Below are 19,175 nucleotides of genomic sequence, written 5' to 3'. Positions count from 1 at the left end.
CCCTGGTGCACGGCCTGCTGCTGGCCTTCCTCTTTTACGGCCTTCGTTGGCAATCGCAACCACCCGCGGCGGTCGAGGTCGCGCTCGTGCGCGGGAGCGAGCCTGCGCCGCCTGCCAGACAGCAACCCAGACCAGAACCCAAGCCACAGCCGACGCCCAGGCCGGAGCCCCCGCCCAAGCCGACACCCACGCCACAACCGGCACCAGAGCCACCAAGAACCCCGGACATAGCGGTCAAGACCGAACCAAAGAAACCCGAACCGAAGAAGCAGGAACGGAAGCCTGAACCCGTGCCTGAAAAGAAAACGCCGGAACCAAAAAGAATCGAGCCCAAGCCCGAGAAGAAGCCTGAGCCGAAGCCCGAGCCAAAACCGGACCCCAAACCCGATCGTCGCGCGGAAGAGCGTGAAACGGCACGCCTGAAGGAAATGCTCGCAAAGGATGCCGAACGTGCTCGGCAGCAGGCACTGATGCGCGAGGACTCGGCGCGAGTCGCCGACATGCAGGCTCAGGCGGCTTCGGCAAAGGCCTTGGCGGACTACCAGAACAAGATTCGCGTCAAGGTTCGGGGCAATATCGTCCTCCCGCCAGGACTGGGCGGCAATCCGGAGGCGCGCTTCGAAGTCGATCAGCTGCCCGACGGTACCGTGGTCGACGTCAGACTCAAGCGCAGCTCCGGTGATGCGGCACTGGATCTCGCAATCGAACGCGCGATCCGCAAATCGAGCCCGCTCCCCAAACCGGACAAGGCAGAACTGTTCAACCGCAGCCTGGACCTGAAATTCAGGCCACTCGATGACTAGAGTGCCATCAGAGTTGATCGGTGAGCGCGATCCTGCCCAAGTCGCACCGGCGACGCACGGACGGACGCTCAGACAGAAAAAACCGGCTGGATGTCGTTCGACGACAGGGCGACAACCGGACGCCCAGCCCCTTCGGTATAATTTGCAGCAGGTGAAAGGCCTTATGAAACATACTCTTCTTGCCCGTTACATCGTCGGCTTCGTCCTCGTTGCGCTCGCACTGTCGGCCCGCGCACAGCTTGCCATCGAAATTTCGGGAGCAGGTGCGAACCGCATACCGGTGGCAATCGCGGCCTTCGAGGGCGAGAACGGTCTGGCCGGCCCGATATCCGAGGTGGTGCGAGGCGATCTCGCGCACAGCGGCCTCTTCAACATGGTCGAGGTCGGTTCACAACCCATGTCCGCGGCGACGCTTCCGGATCTCGCGGATATCCGTGGCCGGGGCGCCGATGCAGTGCTGGTCGGTAGTGTGGTGCCGATCGACGGCGGGCGCTTCGAGGTCCGCTTCCGCCTCTTCGACACCCAGCGCCAGGCAGAACTCGGTGCCCTTGCGCTGCGCATGACCTCCCAGCAAAACCGTGCAACTGGTCACCGTATCGCGGATTTCGTATTCGAGAAACTCACCGGCCTCAGGGGCGTGTTCTCGACCCGCATTGCCTACGTCGTGAAATCCGCCGGACGTTACCAGCTTCAGATCGCCGACGCCGACGGAATGAACGCCCAGACCGCCCTGGCTTCGCGCGAGCCAATCATCTCGCCCGCATGGTCTCCGGACGGCAGCAAGCTGGCATACGTTTCGTTCGAGGCAAAGAAACCGGTGGTATACGTGCACTCGCTGGCAACCGGCCTGCGCAACGTGGCCGCCAACTTCAAAGGCTCCAATTCGGCACCGGCATGGTCACCGGATGGCCGCCAGCTCGCCGTAGTGCTGACCAAGGACGGTCAGAGCCAGCTTTATACGGTAAATGCCGATGGCTCTGGCGTGCGCCGCATCGCTTCCTCGTCCGGAATCGATACCGAGCCCGCCTGGTCTGCAGACGGAAAATGGATATATTTCACCTCGGACCGCGGTGGCAGCCCGCAGATCTACCGCATTCAGGCCGGTGGCGGTGGTGTCGAGCGGATCACCTTCGACGGTGGCTACAACGTTACACCACGTCCGTCGCCGGACGGCCGCAGCCTCACCTTCGTAACGCGCAACAATGGCCGCTTTCAGGTCGCCATCATGGATCTCGCCAGCCGTCAGGTGCAGATACTTACCGACGGCAGCCGCGACGAGTCGCCCAGCTTTGCGCCCAACGGACAGATGATTCTCTACGCCACCGAATCCGGCGGCCGTGGCGTGCTCGCCGCGGTCTCGGCAGATGGCCGCATCAAACAACGACTGTCGGTGCAGGCTGCCGATGTTCGCGAACCCGCCTGGGGCCCCCTGCCCCGCTAAAACCCCGAAACGAAGGAGTTTCACATGCGTCACCACCTCGTCGTACCCGCGCTGATGCTGGCGCTTCTCGCTGGTTGCAGCTCGACCCCGATGTCCGGAGACCAGTCCGGCGCCAGCGTCGAAGACCGCTCTTCCGGCACGGTCCAGACTCCGGGCGTCCAGACCGTCACGCCGGGCCAGAGCGGCGGCGACGCCGGCATCGCCGCGTTGAAGGATCCGAACAATATCCTCTCCAAGCGCAGCGTACTGTTCGACTACGACAGCTTTACGATTCGCGACGAATTCAAACCGCTGATCCAGGCGCATGCCCGCTTCCTGCAGACCAACCCCAAGATGAAGATGCTTGTCCAGGGAAATACCGATGATCGCGGCAGCCGCGAGTACAACATCGCCCTCGGCCAGAAACGTGCCGACGCGGTCAAGAAGGCGTTGCAGCTGCTCGGCGCGGCGGATGCGCAGATCGAATCAGTCAGCCTCGGCGAGGAGAAGCCACGCTGCCTCGACGCAAGCGAGGCCTGCTGGGCGGAAAACCGTCGCGGAGACATGCTCTATTCGGGTGAATTCTAATGAGTAGGGCCCTGGCTGCAGCCTCCCTGGTCGCGCTCCTTCTTCCGGCTGCCATGCCGGCGGCCGCGGGCGTGTTCGACGACACCGAGGCGCGCAAGGAGATCGTGCGCATTCGTGACGCCTATGGACAACGACTGGACCGGCTGGAGGCCGGCAGCCAGGCCCAGCTCGAGCTCTCCAACCAACTCGAGACCATGAAGTCCGAAATCGCAAAGCTGCGCGGCCAGGTCGAAGTGCTGACCTACAAGCTCGACTCGATTGAAAAGCGCCAGAAAGACTTTTACGTCGATCTCGACAACCGCCTGCGGCAGATCGAGACGCGCTCCCAGCCCGCAGCCTCCAAGCCGGTCGACCCCGCTGCGGAAGCGCGCGACTACCAGGCGGCGCTCGACCTCCTGAAGGCCGGAAAGTATGCGGAAGCCGGGGATGGTTTCGAGAAGTTCACCCAGTCCTACCCGGCCAGCAGCTTTTTGCCAAGCGCGAACTTCTGGGCGGGAAGCGCATGGTACCAGGCACGCGAGGTTGCCAAGGCCGGCGATTACTACCGCAAGGTGGAGTCGAAATGGCCGGACGACCCGCGAGCGCCCGATGCGTTGCTTGGCCTGGCCAACAGCCAGCAGGCGATGGGCGATGCAAAAGGCGCCCGCAGCAGTCTTGAAGCGCTCCTGAGTCGCTATCCCGACAGCTCCGCCGCGCAGATGGCCAAGCAGCGCCTGGGCAAGAAATAAATGCCCGAAGAGCGAGCTCCGGGGCCCCCGGCGGAGGCGCGACTGCGCCTTACCGAGATTTTCTGCTCGATACAGGGCGAATCGTCGCGCGTCGGCTTGCCTACGGTCTTCGTGCGCCTCACCGGCTGCCCCCTGCGCTGTCGCTGGTGCGATACGGAATACGCTTTCAATGGTGGCAAGAGCTGGAGCATTGACGAGATAGTCACCGAAGTGGCACGTCACGGGGTACCAACGGTATGCGTGACGGGCGGTGAGCCGCTTGCCCAGAAAGCCTGCCTGGTGCTGCTCGAGAGACTTTGCGATGCAGGCTACTCGGTGTCGCTCGAGACCAGTGGCGCCCTGGACATCGGCGGCGTCGACCCGCGTGTCTCGCGCATCATGGACCTCAAGGCGCCGGGTTCCGCCGAGACGTCAAAGAATCGCTGGGAAAACATTCCCTTGTTGAATGCCCGCGACGAGATCAAGATCGTGCTGGCGAACCGCCAGGACTACGACTGGGCGGTCGAGCAACTCGGTATTTACGGGATTGCGCAACGCTGCCCGGTACTGTTTTCACCGGTGCAGGGCGAATTGACGCCCGCCGATCTGGCTGAATGGATTGTCGATGATCGCCTGCCGGTAAGGATGCAGGTGCAGTTGCACAAGGTCATCTGGGGCAATCAGCCAGGGCGCTGAAAAAGACCCGTACATCTGGAAGATTCACTTCGAGCATGACTGACAACAAACGCGCTGTCGTCCTCCTCTCCGGCGGCCTAGATTCCACCACCTGCCTGGCAATCGCCCGCAGCGAGGGCTTCGACTGCTACGCACTCTCGGTCGAGTACGGCCAGCGCCATGCCGCCGAACTGACGGCATCGAGAAGGGTCGCCACGGCTCTGGGCGCCATAGAACACCGCCTCGCGCGGGTAGATCTCGGCCAGTTCGGCGGTTCAGCCCTGACCGATGCCGGCATTGCGGTTCCGATCGGGGGCGTCGAAGCCGGAACGATCCCGGTGACCTATGTCCCCGCCCGCAACACCGTCATGCTCTCGCTGGCGCTCGCCTGGGCCGAGGTCCTGAACGCCCGGGACATCTTCATCGGGGTCAATGCCGTCGACTACTCAGGCTATCCGGACTGCAGGCCGGAGTTCATAAGGGCTTTCGAGAACATGGCGAAGCTCGGCACCAAGGCAGGCGTCGAAGGCGCTCCGCTCAACATTCACGCCCCGTTGATGGCGCTCGACAAAGCAGCGATCATCGCCCGTGGCGTCGCGCTGGGCGTAGACTACGGGCTCACCGTTTCCTGTTACCAGGCCGACTCGTCCGGCCGCGCCTGCGGTCTGTGTGATGCATGCAGGCTGCGCCGGGCGGGTTTCGAGGCCGCGGGTGTCGCAGATCCGACGCCCTACGCTCAGCCCCAGAGCTGAACGGCACGTCCTACCCGCCGTTCGCTGCGGCGACCCCAATGACCAGACATCGCGCCAAGAGCCTTGCCCATGGATGACCATCTGATCGCTTCGACAACCATCGCCTGGCTCGCATTTGCGCTTGGCGTCATCTTCGGTTTCGTCGGCAACAAGACCAACTTCTGCACCTTGGGGGCGATCTCCGACGCGATGAACATCGGCGATTGGGGGCGGATGCGGATGTGGGCGTTGGCCATGGCCGTCGCCATTGTCGGGGCTACGGCACTGCAGCTGGGCGGGCTGATCGATCTGCACAAGTCGATCTACACCGGACCGCGCCTGCTCTGGCTATCGCATATCGTTGGCGGATTGTTGTTCGGTGCTGGCATGACGCTGGCCTCGGGCTGCGGCAGCAAGAGCCTGATCCGCATCGGGACCGGAAACCTGAAATCGCTGGTCGTATTCGTCTTCCTCGGAATCGCCGCGTACATGACCCTGCGCGGATTGTTCGGCACCTGGCGCGTCGCAGCACTGGACTCCGTCGGCATCGACCTTGGCAGCACTCAGGATATCCCTGCCATCCTGTCACGCCAGACGGGGCTCGCTGCCGACATCGCGATCATGATCACCACTGCGATTGTCGGCGGCGGCCTCGGCCTGTTCGCACTGGCAAGTCGCGACGCATGGCGCAGCGACATACTCATCGGCGGACTGGTCATCGGCGCAGTCGTCGTTGCGGGCTGGTATGTATCGGGCCACGTCGGCTTTGTCGCCGAACACCCGGACACCCTCGAGGAGGCCTTCATAGGGACCAACAGCGGTCGCATGGAAACCTTCACCTTCGTCGCGCCGTATGCATTCAGCCTCGAGTTGCTGATGTTCTGGAGCGACACCAGCAAGATCGTGACTTTCGGCATCGCCGCCGTACTTGGGGTCACGGCGGGCTCTGCGCTCTATGCGCTGCTCACCCGCAGCTTCCGCCTTGAGAGCTTTCGCGATGCAAACGACCTCCTTCGCCACTTGAGCGGCGCGATCATGATGGGCTTCGGCGGCGTCACCGCACTGGGATGTACGATTGGCCAGGGGATCTCTGGCGTTTCCACCCTGGCGCTGGGTTCGCTGATCACCACCGCTGCGATCATCGCAGGCTCGGCGCTCACCATGAAAATTGAATACTGGAAACTGATGCGAGAGGGCTGAATGGCCTGCTTCTCGTCTGCGGAGACGTCCCGGGTTGACGGAGAAAAGGCCCTAAACTATAATGCGCAGCTCTTCGGGGGTCGTTAGCTCAGTTGGTAGAGCAGCGGACTTTTAATCCGTTGGTCGCGTGTTCGAGCCACGCACGGCCTACCACCGAAATCAAGCACAAAGCCCAGCCCACAAGGCTGGGCTTTGTGCTTTCTACCTTGGTGTAGCCACCATATAGCCAGATTCGCGTGATTCAGGGTACCTGTTCAGCCAAAATACGCGCTTGTTGCAGCTAGGCGCGGCCAGCCCTCGACACCAGCAGATCCGGGACCACGACCGAGTGCTTTTCGTCCTGCGCGTAGAGGGCTGAAAGCGTTCTTCGAAACCGGAAGCAAGGCCGGCGTTCAGCCGCACCACGCGTCGAGGTTGGCTCGGCAGTTGGCAAGACTGGATGCGGCGCAAGCTCCAGAGGACATGAAACTGCCCGGCTGGAGGCTCCACCTGCTGACTGGTGACTTGGCTGGCCCTTGGTCGGTAACGGTAAATCGAAACTCGCGCCTGACGTTCCGTTTCGAGGGCGACGACGCGGTTCTGGTCGATTACCAGGACTACCACTGAGAGGACATGGATATGAACGCGATGCACAATCCGCCACACCCCGGTGAAATCTTGCGTGAAGACGTGTTGCCCGAGCTTGGATTGACGGTTACCGACGCAGCAAAGCAGCTCGGCGTTACTCGTGCGGCGCTGTCACGGGTACTGAATGGCCACGCTGCGATTTCCCCAGAAATGGCACTTCGCCTGGAAGGATGGCTTGGCGTCGAGAACGGCGGCCGGGCCGATACGTGGATTTGGCAGCAAGCGGCATACGACCTGTGGAAAGCTCGAGAAGCCGGTATGCCCGTCGTGACCAAGGCAGCATTGATGGCCGCGTGACAAGCACGGCCTGAGCCAGACCGAACTCTGGTCGCGCCTGGGCATTACGCAATCCGGCGGAAGTCGATACGAGAGCGGGGGGACATCCCACAACCAGCACAGACGCTCCTGACTGCGGCATATGGCAGCCCAGCGTAGTCCGCCAAGGCGGTGGAGTGGCTGCGCGGGAGGAAGGGGTGACCGTCGGCCTACAGCGCTATCCGCGTACCAAGGATGACGGCACGGCTTTTCTGTGCTCACGCCGCCCAAAATGTCAATTGCTGTACGTACCCTGCTTTCCGTGTGGGCACTGTCTGCGAGCGTGAAAAACAAATGGCCGATGATCCCTACAACGGATGACAGGGGCTTGCGATTTCTCAGCTATCGGTAGCCGTCGCACTCATTTCAGGCTTGGCAGTTTCTGCACTTGCTGTGGGTATGTCGCTCTTGCAAGACAAAGAGCTCGTGCCTCCTGGCGTATTCAACGGAGCCTTTGCTTCGTCATTTTGTCAACGCCCGGCAAATCCTGCTCTTTTCCGCGCTCGTGATACCAGACTTAGATCGATCCGCTAGACTGTCGGCTGGCCGGCACGAAAACGACGAGCGATCTTTGCGCCAGCAAGGGCCGCATTTTTTCTGCCTTGCTCCGCATTCGACCTTGAACCGGCCACATCACGGCGCCCGGGGTCAGCCCGATCAGTACCCACATCCGCGCTTCCTCAACCACCAAAGGAGCGGCGATGAGTTACGAGACAATCATCTATGGCATGACGGACGGCATTGCGGAAATCCGCCTGAATCGCCCACACCGTCTCAACGCAGTCACCCAGACTCTCTATGGCGAGCTCAACGACGCACTGAGTCGCGCCGAAGCGGACAAGGATGCGCGTGTCGTACTTCTCAGCGGCGAAGGCCGCGCCTTCTGTGTCGGCGCCGACCTCAAGGAGCACAAGGCTGGACGCACCGCTTTCGATCGACGCCAGTACCTGCAGGGCGAGCAGATCGTCTGCAAACGGCTGATGCTCCTCAAGAAGCCGGTCGTCGCTGCGGTCAATGGCTTCGCGTTGGGAGCCGGTGCCGAGGTGGCACTGGCCTCGGATTTCGTTCTGATGGCGCGTAGCGCTCAGATCGGGCTGCCCGAAATCAGCATCGGCAATTTCCTGGGTGGTGGCGTGACCTTGCTGCTGCCGCGCCTCGTAGGACTCGCCAAGGCGCGCGAACTGGTATTTCTGGGAGAACGCATCGACGGCGAGGAAGCCGTCCGAATCGGTCTCGCCAACCGCGTTTTCGACGATGAGGGTTTCCTGGACGCTGCCCGAGGATTCGCGCGCAAGCTCGCTGGCAAGGCGCCCTTCTCGATGCAACTGGCCAAGGAGCAGCTCAACATGGCGGCCGAACGCACCCTCGATGCGGCGCTCACCGCGGAGCTCGAGGGCATGATGTTCGTCGGCACCACGCGGGACTGGCAGGAGGGCATCGACGCCTTTGCCGAAAAGCGTGCTCCGGTCTTCAAGGGAGAATGACATGAATACACCCGAACCTCAGCTTGCCAAGCGCAGTCCTCTGCACGACTTTCTCGCACCCGACTCGATCGCCATCGTCGGTGCGTCGGCGGATCCGACAAAGCGCGGCTACAAGGCCATGATCGGGCTGATCAAGGACGGCTACCAGGGCGCCATCTATCCGATCAATCCCAAGGTCGACATGATCCTCGGGGTGCGGACCTGCCCATCGCTCGCCGACGTACCCGGTGCGATCGATCTCGCCCTGATCTGCACGCCCGCGGCAACGGTACCGGGCCTGCTCGTCGAATGCGGCAAGAAAGGCGTCAAGGGGGCGGTGATCCTTGCCAGCGGATTTCGCGAAACCGGCCCCGAAGGCGCAAAGCTGGAGCAGCAGGTGCTCGACGCAGCCCGTGCGGGTGGCGTGCGCATCATTGGGCCGAACACCTCGGGCATGTTCAACCTTCACAAGAAGGTGAACCTGCTTGCGCTGGCCAACGTCAAGGCTGGCGACATCGGCTTCATCTCGCAGTCGGGCAACATGCTCCTCTCACTGGTGCTCGAGGCCGAACATAACGGCCACGTCGGCTTCAGCACCTATGTCGGGCCCGGCAACCAGACCGACATCGGCTTCAACGACTATCTGCGTTATCTCGGCGAGGACCCGCACACCAAGGTCGCGACGCTCTACGTGGAAGGCTTTCGCGACGGCGAACGTTTCCTCCAGGCTGCACGCGAGATCACCGCGGTTAAACCGGTGGTGGTGTACAAGTCCGGCTCCACCGAGCAGGGCGCGAAGGCGGCCAGCTCGCACACCGGCGCGCTGGCCGGCAGCTATGCGATGACGGTTGATCTGCTGCGCCAGGTGGGCGTGAGCGTGGTTCACGATTCCGACGACGTCCTGCCGGTGGCCGAAGGACTCGGGCTGCTGCAGAAGGCTCCGGGAAAACGCGTCGCCGTCGTTTCGGACGGTGGCGGGCAGGCGACGATCGCCTCGGACCGGCTGGCCGAAGCGGGACTGGAACTCGCGGTACTCAGCGAAACGACGCGCAGACGCCTCGGCGAGATCCTCTTTCCACAAGCCTCGCTGGTCAATCCGGTTGACGTTGCAGGCAGTACCGATGCCAATCCCGCCCTGCTAGCAAACTGCATGGAAATCGTCGCGGAGGACGAAAACGTCGATGCCGTGTTCCTCGTAGGGATGTTCGGCGGTTACAGCATCCGCTTTGCTGAGGATCTGCTGGGTGGCGAGATGCGCGGCGCCGAATCGATGATCGAACTGGGTCGCCGCTCGAGCAAGCCGCTCGTCATCTACAGTCTCTACGCCCCCATAAAGCCGCCCGCGCTGCGCCGCCTGCATGAAGCCGGACTGCCGGTGTACTCCTCGATCGAGCACGCCGTGACCGTCCTGAAAGCGCTCGGCGAGCGTGGCATGTATCTGCGTGACGCGACGGGCGGCGAGCCCCTGCCACCCGCAATACCAACTGCAGAAACCGAGGCTCTCTTCGCCACGGCCAAGAACGAAGAGCGCGCCCTCCTTGAATTCGAAGCCAAGGCCCTGCTGCGCGCACACGGCGTCAACGTGGCGCCCGAGGTCCTTGTCCACGACACGGAAGAACTCGGGGAGGTAGCGCACCGGTTCGGAGATCAGGCACTGGTCATGAAAGTGGTGTCAGAGGACATCCTGCACAAGTCCGATGCGGGCGGCGTCAAGCTCAACCTGCGCGGCGAAGCCGCGTTACGCGAAGCCTACGACCAGATCATGACGTCCTGTCGCGCCTTTCGGCCATCGGCAAACATTCGCGGTGTATTGGTAACGCCGATGGCGAAAAAAGGCACCGAGGTGATCATCGGCGTAAGTCGCGATCCGATCTTCGGCCCGGTGATGATGTTCGGCCTCGGCGGGATCTTCGTCGAGATACTGGAGGATGTGGCCTTCCGGGCGATTCCGCTGTCACGCCACGATGCCCGGTCGATGGTCGAGCAGATCAAGGCACGCAAGATCCTCGAAGGCGCACGGGGCGAGCCGGCGGTCGACAAGGAGGCCCTGGTCGACCTGCTGCTCAAGGTGTCGAGCATGGTCACCGCCTACCCGGCGCTGGCGGAACTCGACCTCAACCCGATCCTCGCCTATGACGATGGCTACGCGGTGGTCGACGCGCGCGTGATCGTCAATTGGGCAGTTTGAACCGCAAGGGAGCATTCTTATGACACTACCGCGGCTTTCCGACGCCTTGCTCGAACTTGATGGCGGCGTCGCCACGCTCACCTTGAATCGCCATGACGTACGCAATGCCCTTACCGGAACGGCCCTGATCGATGACATCCTGACCGTCGCCGACTGGGTAAACCATCACGAGGACGTCTCGGCGCTGATCATCACCGGAGCAGGCTCGGCATTCTCAGCCGGCGGCAACATCAAGGACATGGCCGAACGCGGTGGCGATTTCGCGGGCGGTGTCGCCGAATGCGCCGAGCGCTATCGCCACGGCATCCAGCGGATTCCGCTGGCCCTGCAGCAGGTGGAGATACCGATCATCGCCGCGGTGAACGGCCCGGCCATAGGTGCAGGCTTCGACCTGGCGAACATGGCCGACATCCGCATCGCTTCGGAAAAGGCCAAGTTCGGCGAAACCTTCCTGAATCTGGGCATCATCCCCGGGGACGGCGGCGCCTGGTTCATGCAGCGGCTGATCGGCTACCAGCAAGCCTTCGAGCTCACCCTGAGCGGGCGCATCATCGATGCCAACGAAGCGAAGTCACTGGGCGTGGTACTGGATGTCGTCCCCCACAATCAACTGCTGACGCGGGCAGGCGAAATTGCCAAACGCTATGCGGCCCAGCCGCCGAAGGCGCTGAGGCTCACCAAGCGGCTCATGAAAATGGCGCAGCGGATGGAGCTGAAGGACTTCCTCGACCTGTGCGCCACCTTTCAGGGGATGTGCCACAACGAGCCGGAACATCTGGCGGCGGTGCAGCGCATGCTCCAGAAGTAGCGAATCGCTGCCTGAGCGCGTCCTCAGGATGTGATCAGGCAGCGAATCACCGACTGGAAACCGACGATCAGCTCCCGGGTATCGATGTCGGCCTGCCGCACCCTGCGCAGCAGCAGCCCATCGAACATCGCCGCGATGACTTCGACCATGCGTGCGATTTCTTCGGGTGTGGCGGACTTTCCGGCGGCCAGGCGTGCCAGCCGGAAGGTCTCCGCGAGGCTGGCTGTGCAGCGACGATCGGCACCGCGCACGATTTCGGCCACCGTGGGATTGCGCGCAGCTTCCGCCGCGATTTCGAGTTTCAATCCGGCGCCGCGCGACTCGAGTTGTTCGACTACGCCCTCGGCAACCCGGTCGATCAACGCATCGAGCACATTGTCCGCATTGCGCATTTCAGCGGACATCGCCAGCAGGCGGTCAAGATCGTTGGCGACGATCGCCGCAATGATGGCTTCCTTGTTCTCGAAGTAATGGTAAATATGTCCGGCACTCATACCGCATGACTTCGAGATCCTGGAAATGCTTGCGCCATGGAAACCATATTCGCGGAAACACGCCTCGGCAGCCTCGAGAATCTGGTTGCGGCGGGCCTCTGCCCGCGAGCAATCGGACGAAGAAATGGCTTCATCGGTCATCGGCCAACCCCCGGTCCTGAAAAAGGACATGATTCTTTTGCAATGCCACAATTCCTAACTTAGAATGAGCGCTCAAACTAGAACGTGCATTCTATACCACCCCCTGCAGATTTCCTACCCGGGAATCTCCGGCACCCGACCCCCACGAGGCCTTACATGCACCAGGCACTGTCCAACCCCATTCTGAAACCGTTTGCAGCAACACTGGCATGCGCATTGATCGTATCCGCGTGCGGTGGAGAAGCGAAGCAGGCGGCACCTGCTGGCGGCGGTGCGCCGCAGGCAAGCCCCGTCGGCATCGTGACGGCGAAGACCGAGCCGATCCAGCTCACCACCGAACTTCCCGGACGCACCGCCGCCTACATGGTCGCCGAACTGCGCCCGCAGGTCACCGGTATCGTCCAGAAACGGCTATTTACCGAAGGGGGCAGCGTCAAGGAAGGACAGTCCCTGTACCGCATCGATCCGGCCACCTACCGCGCGAACTACGAAAGCGCCAAGGCCAGCGTCGCTCGCGCCGAAGCCAACGTATACAGCGCTCGTCTGAAGGCGCAGCGATATGCCGATCTGGTGAAGATCGAAGCGGTGAGCAAGCAGGCCAACGATGATGCTGCCGCTGCGCTGAAGCAGGCAGAAGCCGACGTCGCATCCGCACGCGCTGCGCTGGAAAAGGCGCGCATCGACCTGGCCTTCACCGAGGTCAAGTCACCCATTTCGGGTCGCATCGGCCGATCGAGCGTCACCGCCGGCGCGCTGGTGACCGCCAATCAGGCCGACGCGCTGGCAACCGTCCAGCAGCTCGACCCGATCTATGTCGATCTGACCCAGTCAAGCACAGATCTCCTGCGCCTCAAGCGCGATCTTGCGGACGGCAAACTCCAGCGCGTCCCGGGACAGGCCGTACCTGTGCGACTGGTGCTCGAAGACGGCAGCGATTACGCCCCCGAAGGACGTCTCGCGGTTTCGGAGGTCACGGTCGACAGCAACACCGGCAGCGTGACGCTGCGTGCAGTGTTCCCGAACCCCAAGGGTGAGCTGCTCCCCGGCATGTACGTCCGAGCACATCTCGTCCAGGGTGAAGTCGAGCAAGCAATCCTCCTGCCCCATGCCGCGGTCAGCCGCGACCCACGCGGAAATGCGGTGGTGATGCTGGTCGGCGCCGAGAACAAGGTCGAAGCGCGTCCGGTCACCGCAGTCCGTTCGATCGGCGACAAATGGCTGATCAGCACAGGTCTCGCCGCCGGCGACAAGGTCATCGTCGATGGCCTGCAGAAGATCAGGCCTGGCGCAACGGTCGCCCCCCAGGAAGCGAACGCCGGTGCGACAGCCCCCGCCGCCGCCCCTGCGAAGCAGTGAGGCGCTGAATCATGGCCCGCTTCTTCATCGACCGCCCCATCTTCGCGTGGGTGATCGCGATCGTCATCATGCTCGCCGGTGCGCTCTCGATCATCGAGCTGCCGGTATCCCAGTATCCATCGATCGCCCCGCCCGCGATCGCCATCAACGCCCGCTACCCCGGTGCCTCGGCGAAAGCCGTGGAGGACTCGGTCACCCAGATCATCGAGCAGAAGCTCACCGGTCTGGACGGCCTGCTGTACATGAACTCCAACAGCGACTCCTTCGGCAATGCCACTGTCACGCTCACCTTCGATGCCGGCGTCAACCCGGATATCGCCCAGGTGCAGGTGCAGAACAAGGTCCAGACGGCACTGCCGCTGCTTCCCCAGGCGGTCCAGCAACAGGGGGTGACGGTTGCCAAGTCCGCGCGCAACTTCCTGATGGTGATCGGCTTCGTATCGGAAGACGGCGCCCAGAGTGGCACCGATCTCTCCGACTTCCTGGTGTCGTCGATACAGGACTCGCTCTCGCGGGTGGATGGCGTGGGCGAGGTCACGGTGTTCGGCTCCCAGTACGCGATGCGCATCTGGCTGGACCCGGCCAAGCTCACCAACTTCCGACTCACCCCGGGCGACGTAAAGAATGCCATCCAGGCGCAGAACACCCAGGTCTCCGCTGGACAGCTCGGCGGCACGCCGGCCGTGGCCGGCCAGGGTTTCAGCGCATCGATCACCGCCCAGAGCCGTCTCCGGACGCCCGAGCAGTTCGAGAACATCCTGCTACGCAGCGCCACGGACGGCGGCGAAGTTCGGTTGCGCGACGTCGCGCGCGTGGAGATCGGTGCGGAAAGCTACAGCACCGTTGCCCGTTACAACGGGCAACCCGCAGCCGGTATCGGCATTCGCCTCGCCGCGGGTGCCAACGCCCTCGATACAGCCACCGCGGTGCGCGCCCGACTGGACCAGATGGAGCGCTATTTCCCGGCCGGCGTGAAGTACGTGGTGCCCTACGACACCACGCCTTTCGTCAAGATCTCCATCCAGGAAGTGGTCAAGACCCTGGTCGAAGCGGTGATCCTGGTGTTCCTGGTGATGTACCTGTTCCTGCAGAACCTGCGCGCCACGCTCATCCCCACGATCGCCGTGCCGGTGGTGCTGCTCGGCACCTTCGGCGTGATGGCCGCCTTCGGCTTCTCGATCAACACCCTGACCATGTTCGGCATGGTGCTGGCCATCGGTCTGCTGGTCGATGACGCCATCGTGGTGGTCGAAAACGTCGAGCGCGTCATGACCGAAGACGGCCTGCCACCCAAGGAAGCCACCAAGCGCTCGATGGGCCAGATCACCGGGGCCCTCGTCGGCATCGGCCTGGTACTGTCGGCGGTGTTCGTGCCGATGGCCTTCTTCGGCGGCTCTACCGGCGTGATCTATCGTCAGTTCTCGATCACCATCGTCGCCGCCATGGGACTGTCCGTGCTGGTCGCCATCGTGTTCACCCCAGCGTTGTGCGCCACCATGCTCAAACCCGTGGAGAAGGGCCACGAACACGGCGAAGGCGGCCTTTTCGGCGGATTCTTCCACTGGTTCAACCAGAAGTTCGAGCGCGGGACCCGGCGCTACGAGTCGGCGGTCGGCGGGATCCTCGGGCGAAGCCTGCGCTTCATGCTGATCTACGCGGTGATCGTGGTCGTCCTCGGTTTCCTGTTCGTTCGCATGCCGACATCCTTCCTCCCGGAAGAGGACCAGGGCGTGATGTTCAACCAGATCATGCTGCCTGCCGGTGCCACCCAGGAGCGGACCCTCGAAGTCCTCAAGAAAGTCGAGAAGCACTTCCTCGAGAATGAAAAGGACACGGCCCGCTCGATCTTTACCGTGGCCGGCTTCTCCTTCGGCGGCAACGGCCAGAACGCTGGTATCGGCTTCGTGAACCTGCGTCCGTGGGACGAACGCCGCGAACCGGGCATGGACGTGAAATCGGTCGCCGGTCGCGCCATGGCGGCCTTCTCGCAGATCCGCGAGGCGATGGTGTTCGCCTTCGTGCCGCCCGCCGTGCTCGAACTCGGCACTTCGGGCGGTTTCACCGTGCAGTTGCAGGATCGCTCGGGCCTCGGTCACGACGCACTGCTCGCGGCGCGCAACCAGTTCCTCGGCATGGCCGCACAGGACAAGCGCCTCGTCGGCGTGCGCCCCAACGGTCAGGAAGACATGGCCGAACTGGCGCTCGACATCGACCACGCCAAGGCCGGCGCGCTGGGCGTGTCGGTGGCCGACATCAACGACACGCTGTCCACCGCCTGGGGCGGCACCTATGTAAACGACTTCATCGACCGTGGCCGCATCAAGAAAGTCTACGTCCAGGCCACCGCCGACGCGCGCATGACACCGGGGGATCTCGACAAGTGGTACGTACGCAACGCCAAGGGCGAGATGGTCCCCTTCTCGGCCTTCGCGAGCGCCCACTGGACCTACGGCTCGCCGCGTCTCGAGCGCTTCAACGGCCAGCCGTCCATGGAGGTACTCGGCCAGGCGGCACCGGGCCTCTCGTCCGGAGAGGCGATGAAGGCGGTCGAGGAAATCGCGGCCAAGCTGCAGGCGGGGATCGGTTATGACTGGTCGGGCACTTCCTACGAGGAGCGCAAGAGCGGCTCCCAGGCGCCGGCGCTGTTCGCACTGTCGATTCTCGTCGTCTTCCTGTGTCTCGCGGCGCTCTACGAGAGCTGGTCGGTACCCTTCGCGGTGATGCTGGTGGTACCGCTCGGCGTGCTCGGCGCGATCGTTGCGGCCACCGGCCGCGGGCTGTCCAACGACATCTACTTCCAGGTAGGTCTGCTCGCCACCATCGGCCTGTCGTCGAAGAACGCGATCCTGATCGTGGAGTTCGCCAAGGAGCAAATGGCCGAGGGCAAGGAACTCGTCGCGGCAACACTCGAAGCGGTGCGCATGCGCCTGCGTCCGATCCTCATGACCTCGCTGGCCTTCGGCTTCGGGGTGCTGCCGCTCGCACTCGCCACCGGCGCCGGTGCGGGCAGCCAGAACGCGATCGGTACCGGCGTGCTCGGCGGCACCATCTTCGCCACGGTGCTCGGCATCTTCTTCGTACCGCTGTTCTACGTGGTCATCAAACGCATCTTCAAGGACAAGCCGGAGGCATCGGCCGCGCCGACGCTGGAGGCCAAGCAATGACACCGATACGTACCACAGGCATCATCATGTCGGCACTGCTGGCCGGCGCCTGCACCACGCTCACGCCCGACTATGAACGCCCCGCCGCACCGGTTCCGGCCAGCTGGCCAGGCGCTGCTGCGAGCAGCGACGCTGCGGTGGTGGCCGACATCGGATGGCGCGACTACTTCGCCGACCCGCGGCTACGCGAACTGATCGCGCTCTCGCTCGCCAACAACCGCGACCTCCGCGTCTCGGCGCTCAACATCGAGCAGGCCCGCGCGCAGTACCGCATCCAGCGCGCGGACAGTTTTCCGGCAGTCAATGCCGGTATCGGCGAAACCGCCCAGCGCCTGCCAGGCGATCTGACCAGCAGTGGCAAACCGACCATCAACCGCCAGTACAGCGCGACCATCGGCCTGTCCGCCTGGGAACTCGACTTCTTCGGGCGCATCCGCAGTCTGAGCGAGCAGGCGCTGGAGACCTACCTCGCCACCGAGGAAGCGCGCCGCGGCGCGCAGGTCAGCCTGGTGGCGGAAGTCGCCAACGCTTGGCTGACCCTGGCGGCGGATCGCGAGTTGCGAGAACTGGCCCGCAGCACCTTCGAGACGCAGCAGAAATCCCTCTCGCTCACCCGCAAGAGCTTCGAAGCCGGCGCGTCTTCGGCCCTCGAACTGCGCCAGGCGGAAACCACCATGCAGCGTGCCCGCGCCGACGCGGCCCGCTACACCGCGCAGGTCGCACGCGACGAGAATGCACTTGCCCTGCTGGTCGGTACGCCGGTCCCGGCCGACCTGCTGCCCGGCAGACTCGTCGACGCGGTCACGGCGCTGCCCGAACTCGAAGCCGGCGTGCCCTCATCGGTCCTCACCCGCCGGCCCGACGTGCTCCAGGCCGAACGCCAGCTGCGTGCTGCCAATGCCAGCATCGGCGCGGCACGCGCCGCATTCTTCCCGCGTATCTCGCTCACCGCCAGCGCCGGCACCGCGAGTTCGACCCTCGACGGCCTGTTCGGCTCGGGCTCGGGCACCTGGAGCTTCGTGCCGCAATTGAGCCTGCCAATCTTCAACGCCGGCGCCCTGCGTGCCAGCCTCGACGTTGCCGAAATACAGCGCGACATAAATATCGCCAACTACGAGAAGGCCATCCAGTCGGCCTTCCGTGAGGTCGCCGATGGACTCGCCGACCGCGCCACGCTGGCCGAGCAACTCGATGCGGAAAGGCAACTCGTGGCAGCCAGCGAGGAAGCATTCAGGCTCTCCGATGCGCGCTACCGCAATGGCGTCGACAGCTATCTCGGACTGCTCGATGCCCAGCGCTCGCTCTACGCAGCGCAGCAGGAGCTGATCGGCGTGCGACTGTCCGAAGCGGCCAACCGGGTGACGCTCTACAAGGTGATGGGTGGTGGCTGGAAGTAATCCATGACCGGGCCTACCGGGGATGATGACCGCCGGCTGCCGGTGACGGTGCTCACCGGTTTCCTCGGTGCCGGCAAGACCACCATCCTCAACCACCTGCTGCGCCAGCCCGACATGGCCGGCTGCGCGGTGCTCATCAACGAGCTCGGCGCGGTCGGCGTGGATCACCATCTGGTCGAGCAGATCGACGAAAACCTCGTCGTCCTCGACTCCGGCTGCATCTGCTGCAGCGTGCAGGGAGATCTGGTCCGCGCGCTCAAGGATCTGTTCATGCGTGCACTGCGCCGCGAGATCGGACCACTGCGGCGGGTGCTGATCGAGACGACCGGCCTCGCCGATCCTGCGCCGGTCATTCACACGCTGATGTCCGATCCGTTCATTTCGGCGCGCTACCGCTGCGACGGCGTCATCACCGCAGTGGACGCCACCCACGCGATGACCCAGCTCGACGAGCACCGCGAGGCGGTGCGCCAGGTGGCGATGGCCGATCGCCTGCTGATCACGAAATGCGATCTCGCCGATGCCGCGCAATGTGCCGCCCTGTCGGAGCGCCTCGCTGCGCTCAACCCGGGCGCCCGCCAGATCGAGATCGCCGGCGGCGCGGCACCGGTCGAGGCCGTCCTCGGCTGCGGGCTCTACGACCCGGCCGGCAAGACACCGGACGTCGCTGCCTGGCTCGGCGACGAGGCCGCGGCACGCCAGCGCATCCGTCCGGTCGCCTGGCGCAGGGCGGGCGCACCCGCGGTCTCGAGCAGCAACGCCGGCCGCCACGACGCGGGCATCGACAGTTTCGTGCTCCGCTTCGACGCGCCGCTGCAGTGGTTCGATTTTTCCGAGGCGCTCGGTCTGTTGCTGCAGGTCTATGGCGCGCGCATCCTGCGCATCAAGGGCCTGCTCAATGTCGCCGGTGATCCACGGCCGCGGGTCCTGCAATGCGTGCAACATTCGGTATATCCGGGCGCCAGCCTGCCCGCGTGGCCGGACGAAGCGCCCTACAACGACCGCCGCAGCCGGTTGGTCTTCATCGTCCGCGACCTGCCTCGCGAGGAGGTCGAAGCGATCCTCTCGTCGATCGGCGGGCAGGCCCCGGCCTGAACA

At 63.8% G+C, this 19,175-nt stretch carries 17 protein-coding genes, 1 tRNA gene and 1 pseudogene; 18 read left to right on the top strand and 1 reads right to left on the bottom strand.

Going from position 1 to position 19,175, the window contains the following annotated elements; all coding sequences use genetic code 11:
* Positions 1-290: 290 nt before the first annotated feature.
* The 14 genes and pseudogenes from GQB03_RS23475 to GQB03_RS12305 all read left to right on the top strand — a co-directional run bounded on the left by GQB03_RS23475 (position 291) and on the right by GQB03_RS12305 (position 11,525).
* Positions 291-803, top strand: a complete 513-nt coding sequence (locus tag GQB03_RS23475) for an energy transducer TonB (RefSeq protein ID WP_327516812.1) — start codon at positions 291-293, stop codon at positions 801-803.
* Between the two features lie 163 nt (positions 804-966).
* On the top strand, positions 967-2,244 hold the full coding sequence (tolB, locus tag GQB03_RS12360) for a Tol-Pal system beta propeller repeat protein TolB (RefSeq protein ID WP_159689552.1): 1,278 nt from the start codon (positions 967-969) through the stop codon (positions 2,242-2,244).
* Positions 2,245-2,268: 24 nt separating this feature from the next.
* Entirely contained in the window at positions 2,269-2,811 is a 543-nt protein-coding gene (gene pal, locus GQB03_RS12355; RefSeq protein WP_159689550.1) for a peptidoglycan-associated lipoprotein Pal, read from the top strand.
* Positions 2,811-3,539 (top strand): tol-pal system protein YbgF, encoded by a 729-nt coding sequence (gene ybgF / locus GQB03_RS12350; RefSeq protein ID WP_159689547.1) that lies wholly within the window; start codon positions 2,811-2,813, stop codon positions 3,537-3,539. The genes pal and ybgF overlap by 1 nt, the downstream gene beginning before the upstream one ends.
* Complete coding sequence (gene queE / locus GQB03_RS12345; RefSeq protein ID WP_159689545.1) at positions 3,540-4,214, top strand: 7-carboxy-7-deazaguanine synthase QueE; 675 nt, start codon at positions 3,540-3,542, stop codon at positions 4,212-4,214.
* A 35-nt stretch (positions 4,215-4,249) separates the two neighbouring features.
* Complete coding sequence (queC, locus tag GQB03_RS12340; RefSeq protein WP_159689542.1) at positions 4,250-4,945, top strand: 7-cyano-7-deazaguanine synthase QueC; 696 nt, start codon at positions 4,250-4,252, stop codon at positions 4,943-4,945.
* Between the two features lie 69 nt (positions 4,946-5,014).
* Positions 5,015-6,124: a YeeE/YedE family protein gene (locus tag GQB03_RS12335; RefSeq protein ID WP_159689539.1), complete on the top strand. Its 1,110-nt coding sequence runs from the start codon at positions 5,015-5,017 to the stop codon at positions 6,122-6,124.
* A 77-nt stretch (positions 6,125-6,201) separates the two neighbouring features.
* Positions 6,202-6,277: transfer RNA gene (locus GQB03_RS12330), tRNA-Lys, on the top strand.
* A gap of 201 nt (positions 6,278-6,478) precedes the next feature.
* On the top strand, positions 6,479-6,730 hold the full coding sequence (locus tag GQB03_RS12325; protein ID WP_159689712.1) for a type II toxin-antitoxin system RelE/ParE family toxin: 252 nt from the start codon (positions 6,479-6,481) through the stop codon (positions 6,728-6,730).
* Between the two features lie 6 nt (positions 6,731-6,736).
* Entirely contained in the window at positions 6,737-7,048 is a 312-nt protein-coding gene (locus GQB03_RS12320) for a HigA family addiction module antitoxin (protein WP_235027046.1), read from the top strand.
* 10 nt (positions 7,049-7,058) lie between these two features.
* Positions 7,059-7,186 (top strand): annotated as a pseudogene (locus tag GQB03_RS23220) (helix-turn-helix domain-containing protein).
* Between the two features lie 581 nt (positions 7,187-7,767).
* Entirely contained in the window at positions 7,768-8,550 is a 783-nt protein-coding gene (locus GQB03_RS12315; protein ID WP_159689536.1) for an enoyl-CoA hydratase/isomerase family protein, read from the top strand.
* 1 nt (position 8,551) lies between these two features.
* A complete protein-coding gene (locus GQB03_RS12310; RefSeq protein WP_159689533.1) occupies positions 8,552-10,717 on the top strand; it encodes an acetate--CoA ligase family protein in 2,166 nt (721 codons plus the stop codon).
* 19 nt (positions 10,718-10,736) lie between these two features.
* Positions 10,737-11,525: an enoyl-CoA hydratase-related protein gene (locus GQB03_RS12305; RefSeq protein ID WP_159689530.1), complete on the top strand. Its 789-nt coding sequence runs from the start codon at positions 10,737-10,739 to the stop codon at positions 11,523-11,525.
* Positions 11,526-11,548: 23 nt separating this feature from the next.
* On the opposite strand, the gene GQB03_RS12300 is transcribed toward GQB03_RS12305, so the two are convergent.
* On the bottom strand, positions 11,549-12,190 hold the full coding sequence (locus GQB03_RS12300; RefSeq protein WP_235027045.1) for a TetR/AcrR family transcriptional regulator: 642 nt from the start codon (positions 12,188-12,190) through the stop codon (positions 11,549-11,551).
* A 126-nt stretch (positions 12,191-12,316) separates the two neighbouring features.
* Here GQB03_RS12300 and GQB03_RS12295 point away from each other — a divergent pair, with 126 nt between their 5' ends.
* From GQB03_RS12295 to GQB03_RS12280, 4 genes are read left to right on the top strand one after another with little or no spacing between them, the layout of a single operon-like run.
* Entirely contained in the window at positions 12,317-13,516 is a 1,200-nt protein-coding gene (locus GQB03_RS12295) for an efflux RND transporter periplasmic adaptor subunit (protein ID WP_159689528.1), read from the top strand.
* Between the two features lie 11 nt (positions 13,517-13,527).
* Positions 13,528-16,680: an efflux RND transporter permease subunit gene (locus GQB03_RS12290; protein ID WP_159689525.1), complete on the top strand. Its 3,153-nt coding sequence runs from the start codon at positions 13,528-13,530 to the stop codon at positions 16,678-16,680.
* A complete protein-coding gene (adeC, locus tag GQB03_RS12285; protein ID WP_159689522.1) occupies positions 16,677-18,077 on the top strand; it encodes an AdeC/AdeK/OprM family multidrug efflux complex outer membrane factor in 1,401 nt (466 codons plus the stop codon). Before GQB03_RS12290 ends, adeC begins: the two co-directional genes overlap by 4 nt.
* Positions 18,078-18,080: 3 nt before the next feature.
* Positions 18,081-19,172 carry a CobW family GTP-binding protein gene (locus tag GQB03_RS12280; protein ID WP_159689519.1) on the top strand — a complete coding sequence of 364 codons (1,092 nt, stop codon included), beginning with the start codon at positions 18,081-18,083 and terminating at the stop codon, positions 19,170-19,172.
* Positions 19,173-19,175: the final 3 nt, after the last annotated feature.

The sequence above is a fragment of the Cognatazoarcus halotolerans genome (assembly GCF_009800965.1).
Classification (GTDB): Bacteria; Pseudomonadota; Gammaproteobacteria; order Burkholderiales; family Rhodocyclaceae; genus Cognatazoarcus; species Cognatazoarcus halotolerans.
The sequence above is the reverse complement of the archived record's forward strand: the minus strand, read 5'-3'. Positions and strand labels throughout refer to the sequence as shown.